General features: G+C 68.0%; 21 protein-coding genes. 12 read left to right on the top strand and 9 right to left on the bottom strand.

Features of this window, described 5'->3' with window-relative positions; translation table 11 throughout:
* Positions 1-473, bottom strand: a 473-nt coding sequence (locus DP939_RS43885) for a GbsR/MarR family transcriptional regulator (RefSeq protein WP_113986779.1), incomplete at its 3' end; no start/stop codon positions are given.
* A gap of 454 nt (positions 474-927) precedes the next feature.
* On the opposite strand from DP939_RS43885, the gene DP939_RS46605 reads away from it, so the two are divergent.
* Positions 928-1,074, top strand: a complete 147-nt coding sequence (locus DP939_RS46605; protein WP_158579002.1) for a hypothetical protein — start codon at positions 928-930, stop codon at positions 1,072-1,074.
* A 2-nt stretch (positions 1,075-1,076) separates the two neighbouring features.
* Positions 1,077-1,331, top strand: coding sequence for a hypothetical protein (locus DP939_RS43890; protein WP_113986780.1), 255 nt, complete (start codon positions 1,077-1,079; stop codon positions 1,329-1,331).
* Positions 1,332-1,353: 22 nt separating this feature from the next.
* Here DP939_RS43890 and DP939_RS49180 read toward each other — a convergent pair whose 3' ends face one another.
* The 3 genes from DP939_RS49180 to DP939_RS43900 all read right to left on the bottom strand — a co-directional run bounded on the left by DP939_RS49180 (position 1,354) and on the right by DP939_RS43900 (position 2,381).
* Positions 1,354-1,602 carry an ATP-binding protein gene (locus tag DP939_RS49180; protein ID WP_318656350.1) on the bottom strand — a complete coding sequence of 83 codons (249 nt, stop codon included), beginning with the start codon at positions 1,600-1,602 and terminating at the stop codon, positions 1,354-1,356.
* A complete protein-coding gene (locus DP939_RS49185; protein ID WP_318656351.1) occupies positions 1,595-1,918 on the bottom strand; it encodes a hypothetical protein in 324 nt (107 codons plus the stop codon). The genes DP939_RS49180 and DP939_RS49185 overlap by 8 nt, the downstream gene beginning before the upstream one ends.
* 79 nt (positions 1,919-1,997) lie before the next feature.
* On the bottom strand, positions 1,998-2,381 hold the full coding sequence (locus DP939_RS43900; protein WP_113986781.1) for a VOC family protein: 384 nt from the start codon (positions 2,379-2,381) through the stop codon (positions 1,998-2,000).
* 227 nt (positions 2,382-2,608) lie between these two features.
* Here DP939_RS43900 and DP939_RS43905 point away from each other — a divergent pair, with 227 nt between their 5' ends.
* The 3 genes from DP939_RS43905 (at position 2,609) to DP939_RS43915 (ending at position 4,339) form a co-directional block, all read left to right on the top strand.
* Entirely contained in the window at positions 2,609-2,947 is a 339-nt protein-coding gene (locus tag DP939_RS43905) for a hypothetical protein (RefSeq protein ID WP_147268396.1), read from the top strand.
* 360 nt (positions 2,948-3,307) lie between these two features.
* Positions 3,308-3,727, top strand: a complete 420-nt coding sequence (locus DP939_RS43910) for a hypothetical protein (RefSeq protein ID WP_113986783.1) — start codon at positions 3,308-3,310, stop codon at positions 3,725-3,727.
* Positions 3,728-3,877: 150 nt separating this feature from the next.
* Entirely contained in the window at positions 3,878-4,339 is a 462-nt protein-coding gene (locus tag DP939_RS43915) for a hypothetical protein (protein WP_113986784.1), read from the top strand.
* Between the two features lie 70 nt (positions 4,340-4,409).
* On the opposite strand, the gene aroQ is transcribed toward DP939_RS43915, so the two are convergent.
* Positions 4,410-4,946, bottom strand: a complete 537-nt coding sequence (gene aroQ / locus DP939_RS43920) for a gamma subclass chorismate mutase AroQ (RefSeq protein WP_113986785.1) — start codon at positions 4,944-4,946, stop codon at positions 4,410-4,412.
* Between the two features lie 368 nt (positions 4,947-5,314).
* Between aroQ and DP939_RS43925 the strand changes: the two genes are divergently transcribed.
* Together DP939_RS43925 and DP939_RS43930 are read left to right on the top strand one after the other, a co-directional pair.
* The gene (locus DP939_RS43925) at positions 5,315-6,628 is read left to right on the top strand and encodes an aspartyl protease family protein (RefSeq protein ID WP_113986786.1); all 1,314 of its coding nucleotides are present in this window, start codon (positions 5,315-5,317) and stop codon (positions 6,626-6,628) included.
* Positions 6,629-6,851: 223 nt separating this feature from the next.
* Positions 6,852-8,657: an asparagine synthase-related protein gene (locus tag DP939_RS43930; RefSeq protein ID WP_113986787.1), complete on the top strand. Its 1,806-nt coding sequence runs from the start codon at positions 6,852-6,854 to the stop codon at positions 8,655-8,657.
* 451 nt (positions 8,658-9,108) lie between these two features.
* Here the strand turns inward: DP939_RS43930 and DP939_RS45800 are convergent, their stop codons facing one another.
* Entirely contained in the window at positions 9,109-9,642 is a 534-nt protein-coding gene (locus tag DP939_RS45800; RefSeq protein WP_147268397.1) for a hypothetical protein, read from the bottom strand.
* A gap of 120 nt (positions 9,643-9,762) precedes the next feature.
* Between DP939_RS45800 and DP939_RS43940 the strand changes: the two genes are divergently transcribed.
* The 4 genes from DP939_RS43940 to DP939_RS43955 all read left to right on the top strand — a co-directional run bounded on the left by DP939_RS43940 (position 9,763) and on the right by DP939_RS43955 (position 14,181).
* Positions 9,763-10,878, top strand: a complete 1,116-nt coding sequence (locus tag DP939_RS43940; protein WP_113986807.1) for a sensor histidine kinase — start codon at positions 9,763-9,765, stop codon at positions 10,876-10,878.
* Complete coding sequence (locus DP939_RS43945; protein WP_113986789.1) at positions 10,869-11,513, top strand: response regulator transcription factor; 645 nt, start codon at positions 10,869-10,871, stop codon at positions 11,511-11,513. Before DP939_RS43940 ends, DP939_RS43945 begins: the two co-directional genes overlap by 10 nt.
* Positions 11,514-11,602: 89 nt before the next feature.
* A complete protein-coding gene (locus DP939_RS43950; RefSeq protein WP_113986790.1) occupies positions 11,603-13,114 on the top strand; it encodes a serine hydrolase domain-containing protein in 1,512 nt (503 codons plus the stop codon).
* Positions 13,115-13,482: 368 nt separating this feature from the next.
* Positions 13,483-14,181: a DUF998 domain-containing protein gene (locus DP939_RS43955; RefSeq protein WP_158579003.1), complete on the top strand. Its 699-nt coding sequence runs from the start codon at positions 13,483-13,485 to the stop codon at positions 14,179-14,181.
* Positions 14,182-14,495: 314 nt separating this feature from the next.
* Here the strand turns inward: DP939_RS43955 and DP939_RS43960 are convergent, their stop codons facing one another.
* Positions 14,496-15,167: a DJ-1/PfpI family protein gene (locus DP939_RS43960; protein ID WP_113986792.1), complete on the bottom strand. Its 672-nt coding sequence runs from the start codon at positions 15,165-15,167 to the stop codon at positions 14,496-14,498.
* Between the two features lie 185 nt (positions 15,168-15,352).
* On the opposite strand from DP939_RS43960, the gene DP939_RS43965 reads away from it, so the two are divergent.
* On the top strand, positions 15,353-16,309 hold the full coding sequence (locus tag DP939_RS43965; RefSeq protein ID WP_113986793.1) for a GlxA family transcriptional regulator: 957 nt from the start codon (positions 15,353-15,355) through the stop codon (positions 16,307-16,309).
* A 99-nt stretch (positions 16,310-16,408) separates the two neighbouring features.
* Here DP939_RS43965 and DP939_RS49000 read toward each other — a convergent pair whose 3' ends face one another.
* The gene (locus DP939_RS49000; protein ID WP_199565823.1) at positions 16,409-18,508 is read right to left on the bottom strand and encodes a S8 family serine peptidase; all 2,100 of its coding nucleotides are present in this window, start codon (positions 18,506-18,508) and stop codon (positions 16,409-16,411) included.
* 217 nt (positions 18,509-18,725) lie between these two features.
* On the bottom strand, positions 18,726-19,313 hold the full coding sequence (locus DP939_RS43975) for a hypothetical protein (RefSeq protein WP_147268399.1): 588 nt from the start codon (positions 19,311-19,313) through the stop codon (positions 18,726-18,728).
* Positions 19,314-19,677 lie beyond the last annotated feature (364 nt).

Genomic DNA, 19,677 nt, shown 5'->3' on the forward strand with positions numbered 1-19,677 from the left:
TCCGTGTCCTGGTGTGGCCCGGCCTGGACGGGGTCCAAGGGCGGCGCGGTCTCGAACACCTCTGCCATCCACTGGAACGCGGCGTGCGCCCGGCGGATACGCGTGGCCCGCTCGTTGTCAGGGCCGATGAGTGTCAGGCCGTCGCGGGTGACGTCCAGGAACGAGGTGATCCCGGCGATCTGGCGTCGCACGACGGCCGCCCAGGCGTCGTCGGCCATCCGGTAGTAGACGGTTCGCTCTCCCGGCCGGGTGCGCCAGGCCAGAAAGCCCATGCTGGACAACAGGCGCAGGTTGGAGGTGAGTGAGGCGCGGCTGGCGCCGATGGCCGCGCTGATCTGCCCGGCGGACTGCTCTGGCGGATCGCAGATCATCAGCCAGCCCAGGACTCGTCCGGCGATCGGCGGCACTCCGTCGCCTGCCAGGTGCATGGCGATGCGCTCTACCCACTCCAGCAGCGGTTCGTGGTCGGTCATGCGGCCTCCCTTCTTTCTTACAGTTATTTCAGTATGAGCTAAAACTAGTGTATCGATCAAGATGGTGTGCTGGAGGAGAGCCGGGGGAGCGGCAGGCCACGCTGACACAGGCTCTCGCGCTCGCTCGATCACCGTGAGCTGATCGTGACAGGCGACCCGCCTGCCGTGCTGCCCACGATGAGCACCCAGCGGTGAGCCTGGCCTGGTTCGCTGCCGGAGCAGTCCCGGAGGAATCAGGAGGAGCCCCTTTTCATCACCGGCACGGCATACCACCGCCCCCGTACAGAAAGTAGTGCTCGAACACTTTCGGTGCACATATGAGTGGACCCCGCCCTCACCGCCTGCGCCACGCCCGACGGCCTGACCGGGATCAGCGGCGTGGACACCTGGATGATCATCCGTACTTTGCCGGGATCCGGCCGATGCCGACCCCCTCCCTGAAAGGAGCATCCCGGTGCCGCGGCTCTTCCGCGCGTTCGCCGTCCCGCTCGGCCTCGTCCTGGCGGTGGCCCTGTACCCGCCGGCCCCGGCGCAGGCCGCCATCCTGGACGTCGTCTGCACCCCGCCCAGCAGCGACCTGGTACCTACCGCCCGCCGCTGACCGTGACCGCGCAGGACGTCTCCATCGACGCCACCACCCACTACGGTCCCTGCGCCTCGGCCGGTGTCCCCGGCCTCACCTCCGGATCACGTACCTTCCAGGGCAGCGGAAGCCGCTCGTGTCTGAGCCTGCTCTCCTCCGGTACCGAGACCTTCACCATCACCTGGAACACCGGTCAGACCAGCACCGTCTCGGTCGCCAAGCTCGTCACCATCGTCGGCGCCACTCTGGTGGTGTGGCCGCCTCTCTTTCGGTGAGAACCTGTAACGGCAGTTCGGCTCAGTGATGACCAAGCTCCATGTATCCGAGCTCATCGATACAAAGCAGATCGACGCGGCCGTAGCGGGCGATGGTCTTGGTCAGCACCTTCTCATCGGCGGCCTCGACCGGTTCGTTGACCAGCTTGGCGGCCAGGGTGCACTTGACCGTGATCCCGGCTGGCGCGGCCTCGATGCCCAGCGCGACGAGCATGTGCGACTTGGCCGTCCCTGAGTCGCCGATCAGACACAGCGGCAGGTGCTTACGCACCCAGTCGCAGGTCGCAGCGTATGGATGACGGCCGGGGCGACGTTGGGATCGGCGTCGAATCGAACTCGCGCAGTGACTTCTGCCTCGGAAAGTGCGCCGCCTTGATTCGCCGTTCCGACGCTTTGTGGGCCCCGTAATCAGATTCGGCCATCAGCAACTCGGCCAGGAAGCCGAGGTGGCTCATCTGATCGCGCGGGGCGGCGGCCAACTCGACGAACTGGGAGCGGATGGTCGGCAGCCGCAACCGCTGGCAGGCCTGGCAGATCGAGGCTTCGGCCGCTTCCTCGGTCAGGGCGCGGCGGTGAAAGGTGGTCATGGCAGCTCTCCCTCGGATGCGGGCCGGCCGCCCGGGCGGCGGCGCGGCAACTGGTCATAAAGGTCGCAGCGTCCTTGAGCTAGTCCGCGGGTGTGACCCAGTCCACGAGCTGGATCACTACGCCGTTGGGGTCCGTGACCTGGAACAGTCGCTCCCCCCATGGGTCCACGCGCAGCGGCATGGTGATGGCCACGCCGGCGGCGGTCAGCCGTTCGTGCTCGGCGGGCACGTCGCCCACGGTGAACGCGAGGATGACGCCGCCGGCGCGCCGGTCCCGGTGCTCCTGCGGCAGGACTTCGGTCCCACGGCGCAGGAAGACCACCTCGGGGGCGTCCTCGTGGATTAGCTTGGCGAAGCCGTCGGCCGCGGCGACCTCGCGGAAGCCGAAGTGGCCCCTCAGGAAGCCGGACGAGGCGGGCACGTCGTCCACCGTGAGCGCGATCGTGGTGGCAGAAATCCGCATGTCACTCCTTACTCTCTACGCTGTAGAGAGTAAGGATGGTGAGGCCGGTTTCATTCCCGGGATGCGCTCCCGCTTGAGGGAACGCGTGCTCCCGGGGCACCCGCCTCGATGGCGTCCACCGTCAAGGGGTGGATGCGCGAGTACGTGATTTCCCGGATATCCGAAGAGCGCCAGCGAGTAACATTATGAAGTCGATCGACTACAATGTGCACTCGAAGGGGGTCCTGATGGGCAGGCGTATAGCGTACGGAGAGCAGGCGTTCAGGAGGGCGATGCTGGCCATAGCGATCATGATCGTCGGCACGGCGGCGACCATGACAACGGCCACCGTGGCGGAGGCGCGGAGTTTCGCCGTGGTACGCGCGGTCGCGTGCTTCACCACGACCCACACCGTCCCTGTCTACGAGACGATCAATGGCAGGATCGTCCACTGGGCGGGGAAGGGGCAGGGGATCAACGTCACCCTCCGCAACGGCCCCTGGCGATTCGGCTCTCTGTGGGGTACCGGACATGGATGGATCCACTCCCACTATCTGCGAAAAGCGGACGGCTCGCCATGCCTCTGACCCGCACTCCTCGAGTAGCGAGATCGGCGGTGTGCGCGGCGGAGCCGGGCGGTGGTGCTGATCTTGCGGTCAGGAAGTGCGGCTGGAGCGGGTGACCTTGCCCGGAGTGCGGCGCATTCACCGCCCACCAGCGGAGCCCTGGCCGGGGCACGTGCGCGTCCGCAGTACGGGTGGATGTACGTGGAATCCACGATAGCGGCATTGCAACTCAGTGTGACAGCTTCATTGCACAACGTTACGGAGTGACGGCTTGCCCACGCCGCCGTCCTACGTGACCACGACTTCGCACAGCTCGCTGTGCCGCACCAGGAAGGCGCACAAATGCATGCTCGTCACGGAAGAACTCTCGCCTGTGCCGCGATGACCACCATCGGACTCCTCGCCGTCCCCTACGGCTCCACCCACGCAGTCGCGGATCAAGCCACGTGTGCCGCGTGGAACTGGCCCAATCCCGACGCCCGATACGTCGGACGGGCCGCTGCCGTCGGCATGGACGGCGAAGGCGGCGGAGAGGTCATCCTCGAAAAGGGAAAGCGTCGATCCGATGGAAGAAATGTCGTCTGGGGGCACTTCCCGCCGAACGGCGTCGGGCACAGGGATGTGTGGATGGATGTCAGTTTCAACGGCGGTGCCACCTGGATCCAGTGTGGTCCCTTCGGCGGCGCGGGGTCGGAGAATCTGGACACGAAGTTCCATGTGACCAGCCCCAGCCCGAGCTGGAAGATGCGCGCCTGCGGGAAGAACGCGCGCCACAGGCTTCGCTGCACCGCCTGGTACTGACAGGGGGCGCGCTGGGAATGGCCGGATGCCGACGGCGGGCATGAATAGCGGCCTCACCGCCCTTCGCCCACCCAGCCGCAAGCAACGGAACCCTCTGGACCGACATCAGAGGGTTCCATCCAAGAGGCGCGGCAGGACTACGATCGCGCGGTGGCGGAGGGCATTCCCGACGCGAACGTGGAAAGGGCGCTCTTCCTGAGCGATGACGGCGCGCCGCCTGAGGAGGTCGAGGCCGGGTTGCGCCGCGCCGTCGAACTCGACGACGACGGGGCGCTGTACTACTACGCCGGTTTCCTGGCCGGTCAGGGTCGGGAGGAGGAGGCATTGGCCTGTTTCCACCGGGCCGCCGAGGCCGGATCGGACGCCGCCTATGAGGACTCGCCGAGATCTATCTGCGGTGGGGCGACCTCGCCGCCGCCGAGGACAACTTCCGTAAGAGCATCGAGGAGGGCTGGGTCAGCGCCGTGCTCGGCTACGCCCGCCTGCTCCGCCAGGAGGGCAGCGACGCCGAGGTGGCCGCGTTGGCACCGGTGGCCCCGGGACTCGGAGGAGCTCGGGGAGCTGACTGAGGAGGCGCGAGCGCCAACAGCGGTCAGGGCGTTCGCGCCCTGACCGTGCCGCTAGCGAGGAGGCACACCGGAATCGTGGTCGCCACCGCGCGGCCCCACGTACCACAGTCCGCTCAGGAACAGACCGCCCGCATCGCCCGTGCAAGCGCGTCTTCATGCACTTCGTCCAGGTGGTGCACCACGGCCGCGGACCGTTCCGCCAGCTTCGCCTGTACCTCGCAGCTCACCACGGAACGACGCAGCTGTTCGGTCTCCTTCAAGTCCACCAGAATTTCCGTGGTGAGCCCGTCGAGTCGCCGCCGAACGTCGGTGAGGAGGTCGGGCCGCTCATCAGGTACCTCGTCCGGATGCCGCGTCCACCGCACGTACAACCCACGCTGAACGGCCTTGTTCGCCTCGATCTGTGCCCGGAAGAACCGTACCGCGGACTCTGGATCGAGCCCCATCGCCACCGAACGCGTCCGTACGTCTTCCAGAACCTGTCGCTCACGCACGGGATCGTCGATCGGCCGCGGCGTCCCGAACTTCGCAGCCGCCACCAGATCCCCGGCCCGTATCCGTCGCACCATCAGGTCCGTCAGCTCGCCCAGTGGTCCCATCGAGCCGCCCGGCATCAGCGCCAGCGTGAGGGCCAATGCCATTATCCGCATGGCTGTCGATGGTAGGCCTGCTCAAGCCCCTCCCGGGCTCCACGCGCCGGCCGGAGCTGTCCATGAAATGGATCCGCCTCGCCGCCATTCGCCTGTTGATGCGCGGCCGCGAGGTCGGGCGGGCCGCCCGGCTGTGACACAACCATGACACGGCGCGAACGAAGTGGGGACGCGGCCGGACGACAGTGAACGAGGCCGACCGGCGGGCGAGTTACGAAGCGGCTGAGAAGCAACCTGGATGCCCGCATCGGGACGACGCCATACAGCCTGGCGCCACGGCGTCGCCCTCATCGACCGGGACAACACGAAGCGGCCGGAGCCGCTGCGACAGAACGTTACGACGAAGGCGATTGTGAAAAGGAGCGGGCATGGCTGAGGACGGAAAATGGGAACGGCGTTCGCTGTTTCGGGGCGCCGCCGTGGTGGTCGGCGCCGCCGCGACCGCGCCCCTGCTGGGCAGGACGGCCACGGCGCTGGCCGGCAGCGATGACGCTGACGCGCTGTTCACGGCCGGCGATTTCGAGCGGGCCGCCCGCGCGTACGAGGAGATCCTGAAAAGCGACTCTACGAACCTGCGCGCGGCCCGCCAGCGCGGCTATGTCGGGCTGTTGTCCAATCGGTTCGCCGACGCCGGGAAATATCTCAAGATGGCCTTTGGCCTGGCGCCTGAGGATAAGGAGACCAACACGCTTCTGGGCGATTGCTACATCCGGCAGGACAAACTCGCCCTCTCCGTGCCGCATTGGCAGGCGGCGGGCGAGGACAACTACGCCAAGTGGTTCGCGGCGGTCAGCGGTGAGCCATATCAGATCCATGGTGACTTCGCGCGGGTGGAATGGAAGCAGGTGGATCCGAAGCCGCTTATCGAGGCCTCGCTGAACGGCGGGCCGGCGAAACGCTTCACCTTCTACACCGGCGCCCCGAACCTGGGTCTGCGCGCGTCGGTGGCCAAGGAGGCCGGGGTGAACCCCGTCGTCAGCGAAAAGACAGAGTTCGAGGGCATCACCATATGGCTGCACTACGGAGTGCTGGACTCCTTCAAGCTGGGCGGTATCGAACTGCGCAACGTTCCGGTCGGCTGGTGGACGACGGAGTCGGGCGGAGATGTCAGCACCGACAATGATGGAATGATTGGTATGTGGGTCTTCTACCACTTGTTGACCACCTTTGACTACGCGGGCCGGTCGCTGATTCTTCGTCGCCGGACGCCCGAGGTGGCCAGAAAGGTACGGGCCGACGCCATACGGGCGGGTGTCAAGCCACTGCCGCTGTGGCTGGCCCGTGACCACAACATGCACAGCCTGGGCAGCATCGCCGGCTCCGGCCCGCGAGTGGTGGGCGTGAACTTCGGCGGAATCGGCGAGACCGCGGCGGGCCTCCTGGGGGAAACGGCCAAGCAGTTGCAGGTCCGCACCGACTACGACCGCCCGATCGAGACATTCGCCCACAGCCACCCGACCGTCACCTACCCCTGCTACCCCAAGGAGATCCGCCTCGGCGACGCCGTCGCCAAGGAGGTCTACTGCGAAACGGACCCCAGCCACCCGATCAACGTGCCCTGGCCCCACGGCACAGGGATCGACACGATCGGTCACTTCCCCCACAGCTTCTTCAAGCCCTACAACGCCACCGTGGACTTCACCGACATGAGCCTCTACATCGCCCGCGGCAAGGCCGCCTGATCACCGCGACCGCGCGGGCGTCCTGGTGTCATCCGACTGAAATCCGTCGGCAATATTCAACGAGAGATTCGAGGAATCTCCTTCGCGGCCTTGGCCCACACGAAGGGTCACACATGTGACGTCGCACAGTATACTTTGATCACCACGACCCCTCTCATAGGGGCGTGCGCTTATTCGCTGCTCCACGGCAACTGGGGGAGAGCAGATACCGCTCCTGATTGGAATGAACTTGCGAGTATTTCTGGCGGTGGTCCTGAAGAATCCGAGGTCCAGCGTGACCGGTGCTGCTTCGATTGCACGCTCAGTGATCAAAGATGTCTTCCCCGTGCCACCTGAAACGGTCACGGCAGATGAGTGGGAGAGTGGGGGAGCGGCTCTTCTGGCCTGGTCAAACGAGGAATCAGTCGCCGGGCGTCCGCCGCTGATCGCCAGGGGCCATCGCCGTGCCATGGGCATCAGCGGCCATCTCACCGCGGGCGAGGACAGCGCCAAGCTTGCGGAGAGCGATTCATTGGGGGAGGCGGCAGCCTCACTAGGCGGATGCTTCTCCGCCTTCAGAACAGCTCAAGGAGAAATCCAGGCCGTAACGGTCAGCACCCGTGCCTGTCCTGTCTTCTACGCGGAGACCTCGGAGTTGCACATCGTCGGCAGCCGGGCATTGCACGTCCATCTCGTTGCGACCGGAGGATCGATCCTCTGGGATGAGACCGCCCTGCAGTCGATGATTCGCCAGGGGTACTTTCTCTCCGATGAAACTCCCTATCTCGGAGTGCAGGCCCTGGGGCCGTCCTCATCGATCGTCATCCGCGGCGCGAGCCGGGTCATATCCGCCACGCCCTTTCCACAAGCCCGGCCGGTGCCGAGCTCGTCTCGGGCCAAGCGCGCGGCCATCGCGAACGTCGGGCACGCGCTCGTCAACGCCGTCACGCCGCTACGTTCCGCGGCGGAGCCGGTCAATCTGGCCTTGACCGGTGGGCGAGACAGCCGGCTGATGGCGGCACTTCTCCATGCCGCGAAGATCCCTTTCCGCGCGACGACGAACGGCCTTGACGATCACCCCGACGTGGTGATAGCCAGGCAGATCGCTGCGAAGTTGCGCGTTGAGCACACTGTCATCCCTCCAACGCAAACCGCGGCGAAGGACGCCATCGTCATTCCCCACCCTCAGCAGCGCACCTACGATGTTCTCAAAACGTGCGAGGGAATGACCTCTGCGTATGAAAGCATCGTTGAATACCTGCCGTACAGTGCAAGGCCCACGATGTCCGGGCAGAGTGGGGAAATCCTGAGAGGCGGATTTCTTTACAGTCAGAACAATCCCAGCGAAAAGGCCATGCTGCGCCGTATCAAAGACTTCTTTCTCAAGAACGAGAAGCTCTTCACTGAAGAGGCCAACAATCATGCCGAGACTCTTGCGGCACCATGGGAGGCGCGGGCACAGGAAAATCCATGGGAAGTGCTCGATCACCTGTATGTCACCTATCGCGTGGGGAGATGGCACGCCGGCGCGCGGGTGGGTTCGCTACGTCGAGGGAACCCCATTCAACCGTTTCTGGACAATCGAGTGGTGTCGGAGGCGCTCTCCCTGGACCAGCGATGGCGGTACTCGGAGGAGGTCGTTCATGGCCTCATCCGTCAGTTCGCTCCTGCGCTGCATGCCATTCCCCTTGAAGGCGCCCCGTGGCGATTCATCGCTGACCGTCCTCCCTCGATCTGGTCACGGTTGCGACCGGCATCCAAGGCGGCCTCCCCGGCAGGTCAGAGTAAAAAGCAGAGCGGTTGGAACTGGCGAACGAGTCCAGGGCCCGTACTGTCGCATATTCTCGGCGAATACGTGATCGACCGAGCGGACGCACTCGCCGGCATTGTTCGCCCTGACGAGTTGAAGCGCCTCTTCGAGGGCCCATCGGTAGGTCAGCCTGCGCTGGCGTGGAACCTGTATACGGTCGCAGCCATGCTGACCAACACCTTCCCCGGAGATCCGCCTACTGGACTCGAACAGGTCCATATCCCCGTCCCTCGCCCTTGAGGCGCGGCTCGCGCTTCGGGAACTCGGCAAGGTGGCCCCCGTCTTCGGGATTTGATCCGGAGGATCCTTCGGCGTCGAGCTTACGAGGCGGGTAGCCGATCTTCTCGCGGGCCGCTGAACTCCTCCAGGGTCAGCATCAGGGTCTACCTTGAGCATCAGCGGTAACGTCGTATAGGCCGAAGTCCGGTCCGCGGGCATTGTTGCCTTACGAAAGAATAGATGTGTGAGAGACGAACCCGATTCGCGTACCTGCGCGCCCCGGGAAAGCCGCATCTCGCGGGCATCGGTCCACGCCCCAGCGGATTATCCGAGGCCACCGGCTGCCTGGGCATCGCCTTGAGAGCGGGATGGGTGAACTCGGTCAGGTAGATCTCGTGGTGCGGCGCCCTCTCCTCGCGGTAGGGCTCGTCGTGGAGCAACCACGCAGCGGTGCCGTACAGGTGCGGAGATGTCATTGACGCCGGTGGTCTGGGCGAGGCAGCCGGCTGTGGGCGGTGGTCAGTACGCGGTCGCGGCGGTAGCCGAACTCCTCGGGGTTGACGCCGTCTTCTGCCGCGAGCACGGTGGCACCCGGTTCGCCCAGCACGTACTGCCAGGGTGCGGTGCCGACAACGTTGAAGGCGATGCGGGTGGTCTGGTGGCCGGTCAGGACGAAGTCGGGGGAGCCGGTGAAGGTCGTTGTCCGGTGGGCGGTGAGCCGGAGTCGGCGTTCTTCATGTGGATCTCTCGCGCTGATCGCACGGCGCGGATCTTCGCATGCCGGTCCTCCAGGCGCGGCGGCGTCCACGGGTATACGCAGACAGGTACAGATGACGCCCACGACGGTCTGGTGCAGCGCCGGGCTGCCCAAAGCAAGCTGGAACGTGCGCCGAGCGGGGTCGGAGTCGCGGGCGGTGTAGCCGAACTGGTGGCGACCGGGGTGTTCGCGGGCCTGGCCCGCATCGTGTCCCCCTTTCCGTAATAGCGGCCGGGCGCCGTGGATCACGCTGATAGCCGTCTCGGTCTGTGCATACAGCCGATACCACGGCCCGGCTTCCTCGTGGTTGCCGGCTTTGTGGAAACCTTCAATGTGCTGCCGCTGGGCGGCTGTCTAGAGTTCGTGACCATGGTTGTGGTGCGGGCGGCGGTACGTGGCATGGTCGGGCTGGTGCTCGGGGCGGTGATGGCCGTGGTCGAGCTGGCGTGGGTCGTCATCGCGATGCCGCTGCTGGCCGTGCCGTCTACCCGGCCTTGGTCGTTCCGTGGCGCCGGGCGGCTGGCCGAGGCCGATCGAGTCCGTGTCAATCGCTGGCTGGGCGGCGCCGTCGCCCCGGGGCTGGCCGGGCGGCGTGCGCCGGCGTACGTGGCGATGCGTGGCATCGTGGGCGGGCTCGGCGGTGGGGTTCTGGTGCTGATCGGGATTTGGGTGGCGGTGAGCTGGCGGGTGCTGTCCGGCGGCACGGGCGAGCGCGCTGAGATGAGCTGGTACGACCCCATCACCTGGGCGGCGTTCATCGTCCTCGTCGTCTTCCTGGCGGTGCTGGCCTTGATCGGCTTGGCGGCGCTGGAACGGCGGCTGGCGGTCTGGGGACTTGCGCCCAGCGACAAGGAGGTGTTGCGGCGCCGCGTTGAGCAGTTGTCGCGGACGCGGGCGGAGGTGCTGGAGGCGGTCGATGACGAGCGGCGGCGGATCGAGCGGGACCTGCACGACGGCGTGCAGCAGCGGCTGGTCGCGCTGGGCATGCTGCTCGGCCGCGCCCATCGCCTCGACGACTCCGGTGCTGCCGCCACGCTGTTCCGGCAGGCGCGGGAGGAGTCCCGCCGCGCCCTGGAGGAGTTGCGGGAGGTGGCCTGGCGGATTCACCCGGTGGCTCTGGACGATGGCGGGCTGCCGGCGGCGCTGGAGTCGCTGGTGGAACGCTCCAGCGTGCCCATCGACCTGGACTACGACGTTTCGGTGCGGCTGGGCCCGGCTCAGGAGACGGTCGCCTACTTTGTGGTCTGCGAGGCGGTGACGAACGCGCTCAAACATAGCCAGGCCCAACGGGTCGAGATCGAGGTCCGCCAAGCCGCCGGCATGTTGCGCGTACGGGTCAGCGACGACGGCGTAGGCAACGCCCGGGCCGACGGGCGCGGCCTGTCCGGCCTGGCCCGGCGGGTGGCCGCCTGCGACGGCCGCTTCGACCTCGACAGCCCCGCCGGGGGACCGACGACGCTGCGGGCGGAGCTGCCATGCGCATAGTCCTGGCCGAAGACAGCACGCTGCTGCGCGAGGGCCTGACCCGGCTGCTGAGCGAGGACGGCCACCAGGTCGTGGCGGCCGTCGGCGATGCGGAGGGGCTGGTGGCCGTGTGTGATGAGCATCGGCCGGATGTCGTCATCGCCGACGTGCGCATGCCGCCGACATTCACCAGTGAGGGCCTGCGGGCCGCGCTCGCCGTACGGCGCAGGCACCCGGGGATCGGTGTGCTGATGTTGTCGCAGTACGTCGACACGCGCTACACCGCCCGGCTCATCGACGGCAGCGTACGCGGTGTCGGCTACCTCCTCAAGGAGCAGGTGGCCGAGGTCGGCGACTTCCTGGAGGCGCTGCGTCGGGTGGCGGACGGCGGTACGGCGTTCGACCCGGAGGTCGTCCGGCGGCTGCTCAACCGCGCCCGCGACACCACGTCCCTGGCCCGGTTGAGCGCGCGCGAGCATGAGGTGCTGGCCCTGATGGCGCAGGGACACACCAACGAGTCGATCGCCGGACGGCTGTACGTCTCACGCAGCGCGGTGGAGAAACACGCCAACGCCATCTTCGACAAGCTCGGCCTCGCGCAAACCGACGGCTACAACCGCCGGGTCCTGGCCATCGTGCGCTTCCTCAACGACTGACCCCTGGATCTGACCACTGGACGGCCGGCAGGGCCGCCTGGTCGCTCAGCCCTGCCCTCTGCCCTCCGACCCTCTGCAATGGAGTACGTGTGAACCTGCTGACAAGGCACTTCATGGCCGGGGCGGCCGCCGTGGTGGCGTGCTGCCTCGGTGTGCCGGTCACACCCGCCGCCGCGGCGGCGCAGCCGGACCCGGCCGCGATCGCCGGGATCGTGGAGGCCAACCTCGGCCCGGCTCGCCTGCCCGGCGTCGCGGTGGCACTGGTCAAGAACGGGCGCGTCCTGCACACCGGCGGATACGGACATGACGCGAGTGGCGAGCCGGTCACGAGCCGGACACCGATGCGGATCGCGTCACTGTCGAAGTCGTTCACCGCTCTGGCCGTGATGCAGTTGGCCGAGGCCGGCGACCTCAGGCTCGACGACCCCGTTGTACGGCATCTGCCGGAATTCTCTCTGGCCGACCCCAGAGCCGGGCAGATCACCATTCGCCGGCTGCTCGACCACAGCTCCGGCATGTCGGATGCCACCTACCCCGAGGCTGGTCTGCCCCAGCCGGACTCCCTGCGCCAGGCCGTGGCGGACCTGCGCCGCGCCGAGCTGGCCGCCCCACCAGGCCGGCGGCACGACTACCACAACCCCAACTACTGGGTCGCCGCCCGGCTGGTGGAAGTGGTGAGCGGGCTGCCCTTCGCCGAATACCTCAGCCAGCGGGTGTTCGCCCCGTTGCGGATGACCTCGACCGTCAGCGTCGGCAACTGGCAGGATCCGATGCCCGGCCTCCTCGGTGGGCACAATCGCTTTCTCGGGATCACCTGGCCGCGTACCGAGCCCGACCGGTTCGTCGCCGGCTCGGCCGGCATCGTCACCACCGCCGACGACCTTGCCAGGTGGCTGGCCCTGCACACCCGTGGCACGACGAGCACCGTCCTGTCCAAGAAGGGGCTGCGCGAGCTGCACCGGCCCAGCGCACCCGACGGACACTACGCCCTCGGCTGGGACAACCCCGCTCCTCTGAACGGCCCCCGGCAGATCACGCACCCCGGATCGTCCTTCACCTCCACGGCCACCATGGTCCTCCTGCCCGACAGTGGGTACGGCATCGCACTGATGTCCAACAGCCGCATGCCGCTGGAGGCCGACGTCGAGGCCATCATGGAAGACCTCATCGCCCTGACCCAGGGCACGCCCGGCACGGGCGCCCCGCTCCCGCTCGCCTTCATCGCCGACCTGACCGCCCTCGCCGCCGCGATCTCGATCGCGACAGGCGGGGCCGTCAAAGCCCGCCGAGCGCGACGTTGGGCGCGCCGCGCCATCGCTGCTCCCTGGAGGACGACGCTCGGGCTGGTCCCCTATCTGCTGCCGTTGCCGGTGCTCGCCTTCCTGCCGCGCATACTGGAACTGATCACCGGGGGCCGCGGCGTCACCTTTGTCCTGCTGTCTCACATCTGGCCGACTTTCCTGGCCGCTGTCGGCCTGACCGCGGCAACCGGGATCATGGTCACCATCGCCCGCATCCGCGCACTCCTGCGACAGCGGCGTCGCCGGTCGGCTTCGGCACCACTGCATCCACAGGCCCGCCCCTCTACTGCCGGGACGTGAGCACCGGGACCGGCAAGCCACGACGACCTCGGCGATCACACTCCGTCGGCGTGATCGCCGAGAGTTCGCTCTGAGGCTGGGTTGCACGGATCTGCCTGACCGGCCGGCCCGCCCCGCTCCCGGAAAGGGTGAACACGTACTTGTGGTCGATGTCGATGCAGGCCGCCTCGTCGCCCAGGTCCGTCCCGACCGGCAGGCGCCCGTACCTGATGGGGCATCAGCTCCGGCGGATGGTCGCGCGGCATGCGCACCCCTCACCCTATGCGGCGGCCTGCCTGCGCGGACCCTGCAAAAGTATGGTCTTGCGGCGCCGCGAACACCACCATCGCAGCTCCCCCCGCACCTTCACTCCACGGTCGAATCAGGGCATGTCACACCGAACAACACGGGCCTTGCTGATCTGCGGGGCCGTCGCACCGCTCGCCTCGCTGCTGGTGTTCCACCTCGACATGGTGTTCCGCGCCGGGTACGACCCGCTGCGCCACGCGCCGAGCTCGATGATGACCGGTGACCGCGGCTGGCTGCAGATCGCCAACTTCGTGATCACCGGAACGCTGATGATCGCGTGCGCCGTCGGGATACGGCGTACGCTGCCTGCCGGGCGCGGTGCTCGATGGGGGCCGCGGCTGGTGGCGGTGTACGGCGTAGCCATGATCGCCACAGGGGTGTTCGTCACCGATCCGCAGCTGGGCTACCCACCGGGAACCCCGTCAGACCTCCTGCCCGGCGTGAACGCCCAGGTGAGCTGGCATGGGCACCTGCACTGGATGGCGACGTTCGTCGTCTACGCCGCCACGACCTTGGCCTGCTTCGCCTTCGCCCGACGCTTCGCCGCCGAGCCCGGCGGGCGGGCCTGGGCGGCCTTCCTCGCCTTCACCGGCGTCCTGGCGCCGCTGATCATGTACGGTGGCAGCCTCATTCTCCAGCCGCTGTCCATCTCCGGCGAGTGGTACGCGGCCTTCGACGGGATCGCGGGCCGGATGGTCATCCCGCTCGGCTGGATCTGGGCCGCGCTGGTGCCACTTCGCCTGCTCAGGACGCGTGCCGCCATGGAGGCACATTCATGATCGAGTTCTCCCGGCTCGCCAAGGCGTCCGGCACGGAATGGCCGGAGCGCAAGCCGGGGGCCGCCGGCGCGTGACGGCGGGCGGCCCGATCGCCAAGAGCCGGCCGGGGGAGATCGCACCATCGCTCCGGCTCGCGAAACCGCGCCGGTACCGGATCGGTGGCCGGCCACCGCATCCTCGCCTGCGGCCACGCCTGCCCGCTCCCGTCCCTTCCACCAGGGAACATGCTGTCCGCCACCGTGATCGGGCCCACGGCGATGACCGCCATGAGTACGTGGAGGATGAGGGGGATCGGAGGGACGGGGAACAACCGGTCAGGTGTTCACCGGGGCAGGTCCGTGGTCGCGCCAGGCGACGCCGCGGCGCTCGTGTTCGAACAGCTCCTCCACGGCGAGAGCGACCTTTGCTCCCACCTCCCGCTCCAACAGGTAGAGGCCCAGGTCCAGGCCGGAGGTGACGCCGCCGGCGGTGACCAGGTCGCCGTCGTCCACGACGCGGGCCCGGATGACGTTCACGCCACCCGCGCCGAGCACATCCAGGCCCTGGTGATGAGTGACGGCGTTGCGGCCGTCGATGAGTCCGGCCATCGAGAGGATCAGCGAGCCGCCGCAGACCGTGGCCACGATGGTGCCGGGCTTGGCCAGGGCCTTGGCCAGCAGCCCCGGGAGCCCGGTGGTCAGGGCCCGGCCGAGGATGGCGGGGATCGTGGCCTCCCGCTCCGCGTCGGTGAGGTCGTCCTCGCCCCGGGGGACCATTCTGCCGGTGGCGCCCGGGACGACGATCAGGTCCGCGCGCTCCGGGTCCAGGCCGGCGGCGGCCGTCAGGGAAACACCGGGGATCCCGCTGCGGACCTCGCCCGGGCCGTCGGCGGCGACCAGCTCGACGCTCACCAGGTCGGTGAATTCCTTCGCTGCGCTGAAGACCTCGAACGGGCCGATGACATCCAGCGGGTCAAAGCCATCGAAGAGGACAAACTGGGCGAGCATCGGTGCCTCACATCCGTCGTTCCGTCAATGCCGTGCTCACGTTAGGAGGCGTGGCCGGTGCGGGCCATCGGCTGGATCGACACATACCAACGGGTTCTCGCCAACACATTGAGCTGCACGATCGTGCCCGCCACCGATATGCCGCACGGCCGCGCGCCGGCTGGAACTCGGCGTACGCTGCGTTCGTGCACACGGTGGCGATTCTGGTGCTGGACCAGACGGTGGTCTTCGACATGGCCATTCCGGTCGAGGTGTTCGGCCGTGTCCGTCTGCCGGACGGACGCCGCCCGTACCGGGTGCGGACGTGCGGGACACAAGAACAAGTGCCCACTGAAACCTTCACCATTCACACCTCGTCGGGACTGGACGCCCTGGCGGACGCCGACACGATCATCGTGCCCGGTTGCAGCGAGACCGCCGGCCCGCCACCGGTCGAGGCCCTGGAGGCGCTGCGGGACGCCGCCGCTCACGGCACGCGTATCGCCTCGATCTGCGGAGGCGCCTTCATCCTGGCCGCCACCGGTCTGCTGGACGGGCTGGCCGCGACCACGCACTGGACCGCCGCGCGGCGATTCGCCGAGATGTTCCCGAACGTCGACGTGCGGCCCGACGTACTGTACGTGGACAACGGGCAGTTGCTGACCTCGGCCGGGGCGTCCGCGGGCCTGGACCTGTGCCTGCACATGGTCCGGCGCGACCTGGGCTCGGCCGTCGCAGCGGACGCCGCCCGGCTGGCCGTCGCCCCTCTGGAGCGCGAAGGCGGCCAGGCCCAGTACATCGTCCACGAGCACCAACCGGTGCCCCGCGGCTCGCTGCTGGAGCCGACGCTGGCCTGGATCGAGGACCACCTGAAGGACGACCTCACCCTGGAGGCCATGGCCGCCCGTTGCGGCATGAGCACCCGCACCTTCAGCCGTCGCTTCCGCGAGCACACCGGCACCACACCGCTGCAGTGGCTGCTGCGTACCCGGGTCAGACGGGCGCAGTACCTGCTCGAACACACCGACCACTCCGTGGAGCGGATCGCCACCCAGGCCGGCTTCGGATCCGCGACGGCCTTCCGCGAACGCTTCAAACGCGTCGCCGGTACGACCCCCCAGGCCTATCGGACCGCCTTCCGCGGTTCCGGCGGTTTCGGCTGACCGACCGCGCCCGGTCAGGGGGCACGGCCCAGATCCCCGCCGGGACCCGACCGAGCGACCCGTCGGTGACGGTCGGCGCCGCCACCAGCCCGGCCGAGTTCAGCCGAGGAACATGCCGTTCCAGCCGGTACCCACCACGGTGCCGGTGCCGGTGAAGGGGGCGGCGGGGTTGCCGGTGTGAGCGAACAGCAGCAGTTCGCCCGTGCTGGTCTTGCGGGTGATCAGGTCGATCTTGTGGTCGTTGGTGAAGTCGCCGGAGAGGAAGGCGTTACTGGCATTGAAGCCGGTGCCGACGACGGTGCCTGTGCCGGTGAAGGGGGCGGTGGGGTTGCCGGTGTGGGCGAAGAGCAGGAGTTCGCCGGTGCTGGTTTTGCGGGTGAGCAGGTCGGCCTTGCCGTCCAGGGTGAGGTCGCCCGGGAGGAGGGCGTTACCGGCGTCGAAGCCGGTGCCGACGACGATGCCGGTGCCGGTACCTCGGAAGGGGGCGGTGGGGTCGCCGGCGTGGGCGAAGAGCAGGAGTTCGCCCGTGCTGGCTTTACGGCTGATCAGGTCCGCTCTGCCATCGAGGGTGAAGTCGCCCGCGAGTAGGCCGTTACTGGCGTCGAAGCCGGTGCCGACGACGGTGCCTGTGCCGGTGAAGGGGGCGGTGGGGTCGCCGGTGTGGGCGAAGAGCAGGAGTTCGCCGGTGCTGGTTTTGCGGGTGATCAGGTCGGCCTTGCCGTCCAGGGTGAGATCGGCGGTGACCAGGGCGTTACTGGCGTTGAAGCCGCTACCGACGCGATAGCGGGGTTTGAAGCCGGGGGCTCCGGTGCCGGGATACAGGTAGAGGTCGCCGGTCGCGTCGCGGGCCAGGACGTCGGCCTTGCCATCGAGGTCGAAGTCCGCGAGGGATCCCGGCGGGGCTTTCAGGCCGGCGGCGACGTCGAGTTGCAGCCGCGGGGTGGCGGTGTTCCCGGTGGAGATCCGCCGGCCGGTGCTCTCGATCTTCGTTTCGAGTTCTCCGATGGCGGTCTGCGGGAGGGCGTGGCGCAGCACGGCGTAGGCGCCGGTGACGTGGGGGGCGGCCATGGAGGTACCGCTCATGGAGCCCTGTCCGCTGCCGGGGATCGAGGAGATGATGTCGGTTCCGGGGGCGAAGACGTCCAGCAGCGGGCCGCGGTTGCTGAAGGTGGACACCTCGTCAGCATCGGTGGTACTGCCCACGGCGATGGCCGAGGAGACACACGAGGGGGCGCTGACGGCGTCGGAGTAGCCGCTGTTGCCGGCCGCGATGACGGTCGCCACCCCGGCCGCACGCAGGGTGTCGATGGCGGGCTTGCGGGAGTCGCTGTCGCAGGGCCCGGTGTACCGGCCGCCGCCCAGGCTGAGATTGGCCGCCACCACCGGAGTGCCGGCCTGGCGTAACCGGTGGACCTTCTCCAGCCCGGCCAGCTGGGCGCTGGTGAAGCTGAGGATGCACGGCGACCCGCCCGCTCCGCAGTAGGAGTCGGAGTCGAACTTGCTGAAGACCTGGATCGCGACGATCTTCGCGGCCGGAGCGACGCCGCCCGTGCCTGCGGCGATTCCCGCCACGTGGGTACCGTGCGCGCAGTCCAGGTCGGCCTGGGCACAGGGGCCTTTCTCAGAGTCGGCGGAGCCCGGCCCCTCCTGCTGGGCGGTGCCGTTCGGGCACAGGCTGGTGGCGGAGTAGGTCGCGTCGATGGGGGAGAAGCACGCTTCGGCGACGACCCGGCCGCCCAGGAAGGGGTGCCGGGTGGCCACCCCCGTGTCCAGGATGGCGACCGCGGTGCCGGCGCCGGTGAAACCGGCGGCACGGGTGCGGTTCGCGCCGATGAGCGGGATGCTCCTGTCGAGCGTCGGGGGGACGGGGGCGTCCTCGGAGATGCTGAGTACGCCCGGCAGGCGGGTCAATGTCTCCAGGGTGGTCCGGTCGCCGCGCAGGGTGATCACGGGGAGCTCGGTGAACGTCTGTAACACCTGGCCGGCGGCGGCGTCCGGGAGGTCGGCGCGGTCCTTGGTCACCACGTTCAGCCGGACGTGGCCGCCGGCCGACAGCTTGTCCACCAGCCCGGGTTCCACCCACGGGCCGTCAGGGCCGGGTGGTGTGGCGGCGGCTGCGCCACCGGCGCCCACTGACAAGGCCACCGCTGCCGCGAGGGCCACCGTTGCCGCCAGGGCGCGACGGGCCAGAGAAATCATGACCACTCTCCGCTCGAATCAGTGATCACGGCCGCCGGTTCGGGGCCGCACAGGAGGATCCACAGCAACCAGGCTTGCAGTGCACCGCAGGCCGCCGTCGCGGCGATCAGGGGCGGGGCCGTCGAGTTCCCTTTCCGGGATCCTGGCCCAGAGCGGTGCCATGACGAGGAGGGATGTGAGCAGGGTGACGACGATCAGCGACATTCCCGCGTGCGCCTCAGGTGCCGATGGAGGTCTCGTACACCAGCTCCAGGTACGCCTCGTTGAACTCCTGCATCGCCGCCCAGGGCTGCGGCCCGGGGCCTGAGTGGCTTTCCCGGAGGAGGGACGTGCCATCGGCGATGTCGCTGGCGGCGGCCAGCAGCCAGGGCTCAGGATACGGTCCGAAAATTCCGGTGTCCCGATCCAACCGCCCGACCTGTTCCACCACCACCTGAGTTCCGCTCACCGCCCGCGCGCCGAGCTGGAAGTAGCCGAGCGCCTCTCGGCGAAGCTGGTTCTGAGCCGTGGGGTCACTGGTCCGCGCCGCCTCATGCAGTGTGAGGAACCCCCGGGTCAGCTCCGCTATGTACTGGAACTCCAGGTATTCCGGCAGTACCGGATAGGTGCGGAAGTCGATCGCCCACTCCCAGGGGCAGCTCAGGCATGGCGGCGGGCAGGGGCCGGGGCACCATTTGTCCACCACGACCGCGATCGGGTAGCAGTCCACCTCTATGCTTCGCCACGTGATCGGGTAGCAGTCCCTGGAGCTGCTTTCCGCCGAGGCCATGGTGCTGTGCACCACTTGTGCTGACAGCAGCGACATGAGAAGAGCGAGGAGAAAGGCCGCTAATCGGCTGCGTTTCACTGGTCCTCCCTGGGGGGCCGGGTGCGCCGTCCGGGCGTACACGGGGCCGAGGCCGTCCGGTATCGAATCGGAGCACCCCCGTTCTACATCGCCCGCCTACGCCGGTCCATCACCGGTATTCGCACCATCAGGCCCTTAATGCCGGCGGCCCGTCCGCAATGGAAATCCGGCCCGGATTTATCCGCGAACGTCAGCGTGCGGCCTCCTGCGGAGCGGGAAAGGGCAGGTCCCAGTCGCGAAGGACGGACGCGGTACGCTCGGCGATTATTCGCTGGCCCTCTGTATTGGGATGAAAGTAATCCCATTTGCTGACGTTGCGCGG

Origin of the sequence: Spongiactinospora rosea (assembly GCF_003315795.1) — a bacterium.
Classification (GTDB): Bacteria; Actinomycetota; Actinomycetes; order Streptosporangiales; family Streptosporangiaceae; genus Spongiactinospora; species Spongiactinospora rosea.

Excerpts from the sequence above, each read along its gene's own strand:
- DP939_RS43925 (WP_113986786.1), top strand. The coding sequence starts at position 5,315 with ATGGCTGAGGACGGAAAATGGGAACGGCGTTCGCTGTTTCGGGGCGCC.
- DP939_RS49000 (WP_199565823.1), bottom strand. The coding sequence starts at position 18,508 with ATGATTTCTCTGGCCCGTCGCGCCCTGGCGGCAACGGTGGCCCTCGCG.
- DP939_RS43955 (WP_158579003.1), top strand. The coding sequence starts at position 13,483 with ATGTCACACCGAACAACACGGGCCTTGCTGATCTGCGGGGCCGTCGCA.
- DP939_RS43900 (WP_113986781.1), bottom strand. The coding sequence starts at position 2,381 with ATGCGGATTTCTGCCACCACGATCGCGCTCACGGTGGACGACGTGCCC.
- DP939_RS43940 (WP_113986807.1), top strand. The coding sequence starts at position 9,763 with ATGGTTGTGGTGCGGGCGGCGGTACGTGGCATGGTCGGGCTGGTGCTC.
- DP939_RS43975 (WP_147268399.1), bottom strand. The coding sequence starts at position 19,313 with ATGTCGCTGCTGTCAGCACAAGTGGTGCACAGCACCATGGCCTCGGCG.
- DP939_RS43905 (WP_147268396.1), top strand. The coding sequence starts at position 2,609 with ATGGGCAGGCGTATAGCGTACGGAGAGCAGGCGTTCAGGAGGGCGATG.
- DP939_RS43930 (WP_113986787.1), top strand. The coding sequence starts at position 6,852 with ATGAACTTGCGAGTATTTCTGGCGGTGGTCCTGAAGAATCCGAGGTCC.
- aroQ (WP_113986785.1), bottom strand. The coding sequence starts at position 4,946 with ATGCGGATAATGGCATTGGCCCTCACGCTGGCGCTGATGCCGGGCGGC.
- DP939_RS43945 (WP_113986789.1), top strand. The coding sequence starts at position 10,869 with ATGCGCATAGTCCTGGCCGAAGACAGCACGCTGCTGCGCGAGGGCCTG.
- DP939_RS49185 (WP_318656351.1), bottom strand. The coding sequence starts at position 1,918 with ATGACCACCTTTCACCGCCGCGCCCTGACCGAGGAAGCGGCCGAAGCC.
- DP939_RS43910 (WP_113986783.1), top strand. The coding sequence starts at position 3,308 with ATGACCACCATCGGACTCCTCGCCGTCCCCTACGGCTCCACCCACGCA.
- DP939_RS43960 (WP_113986792.1), bottom strand. The coding sequence starts at position 15,167 with ATGCTCGCCCAGTTTGTCCTCTTCGATGGCTTTGACCCGCTGGATGTC.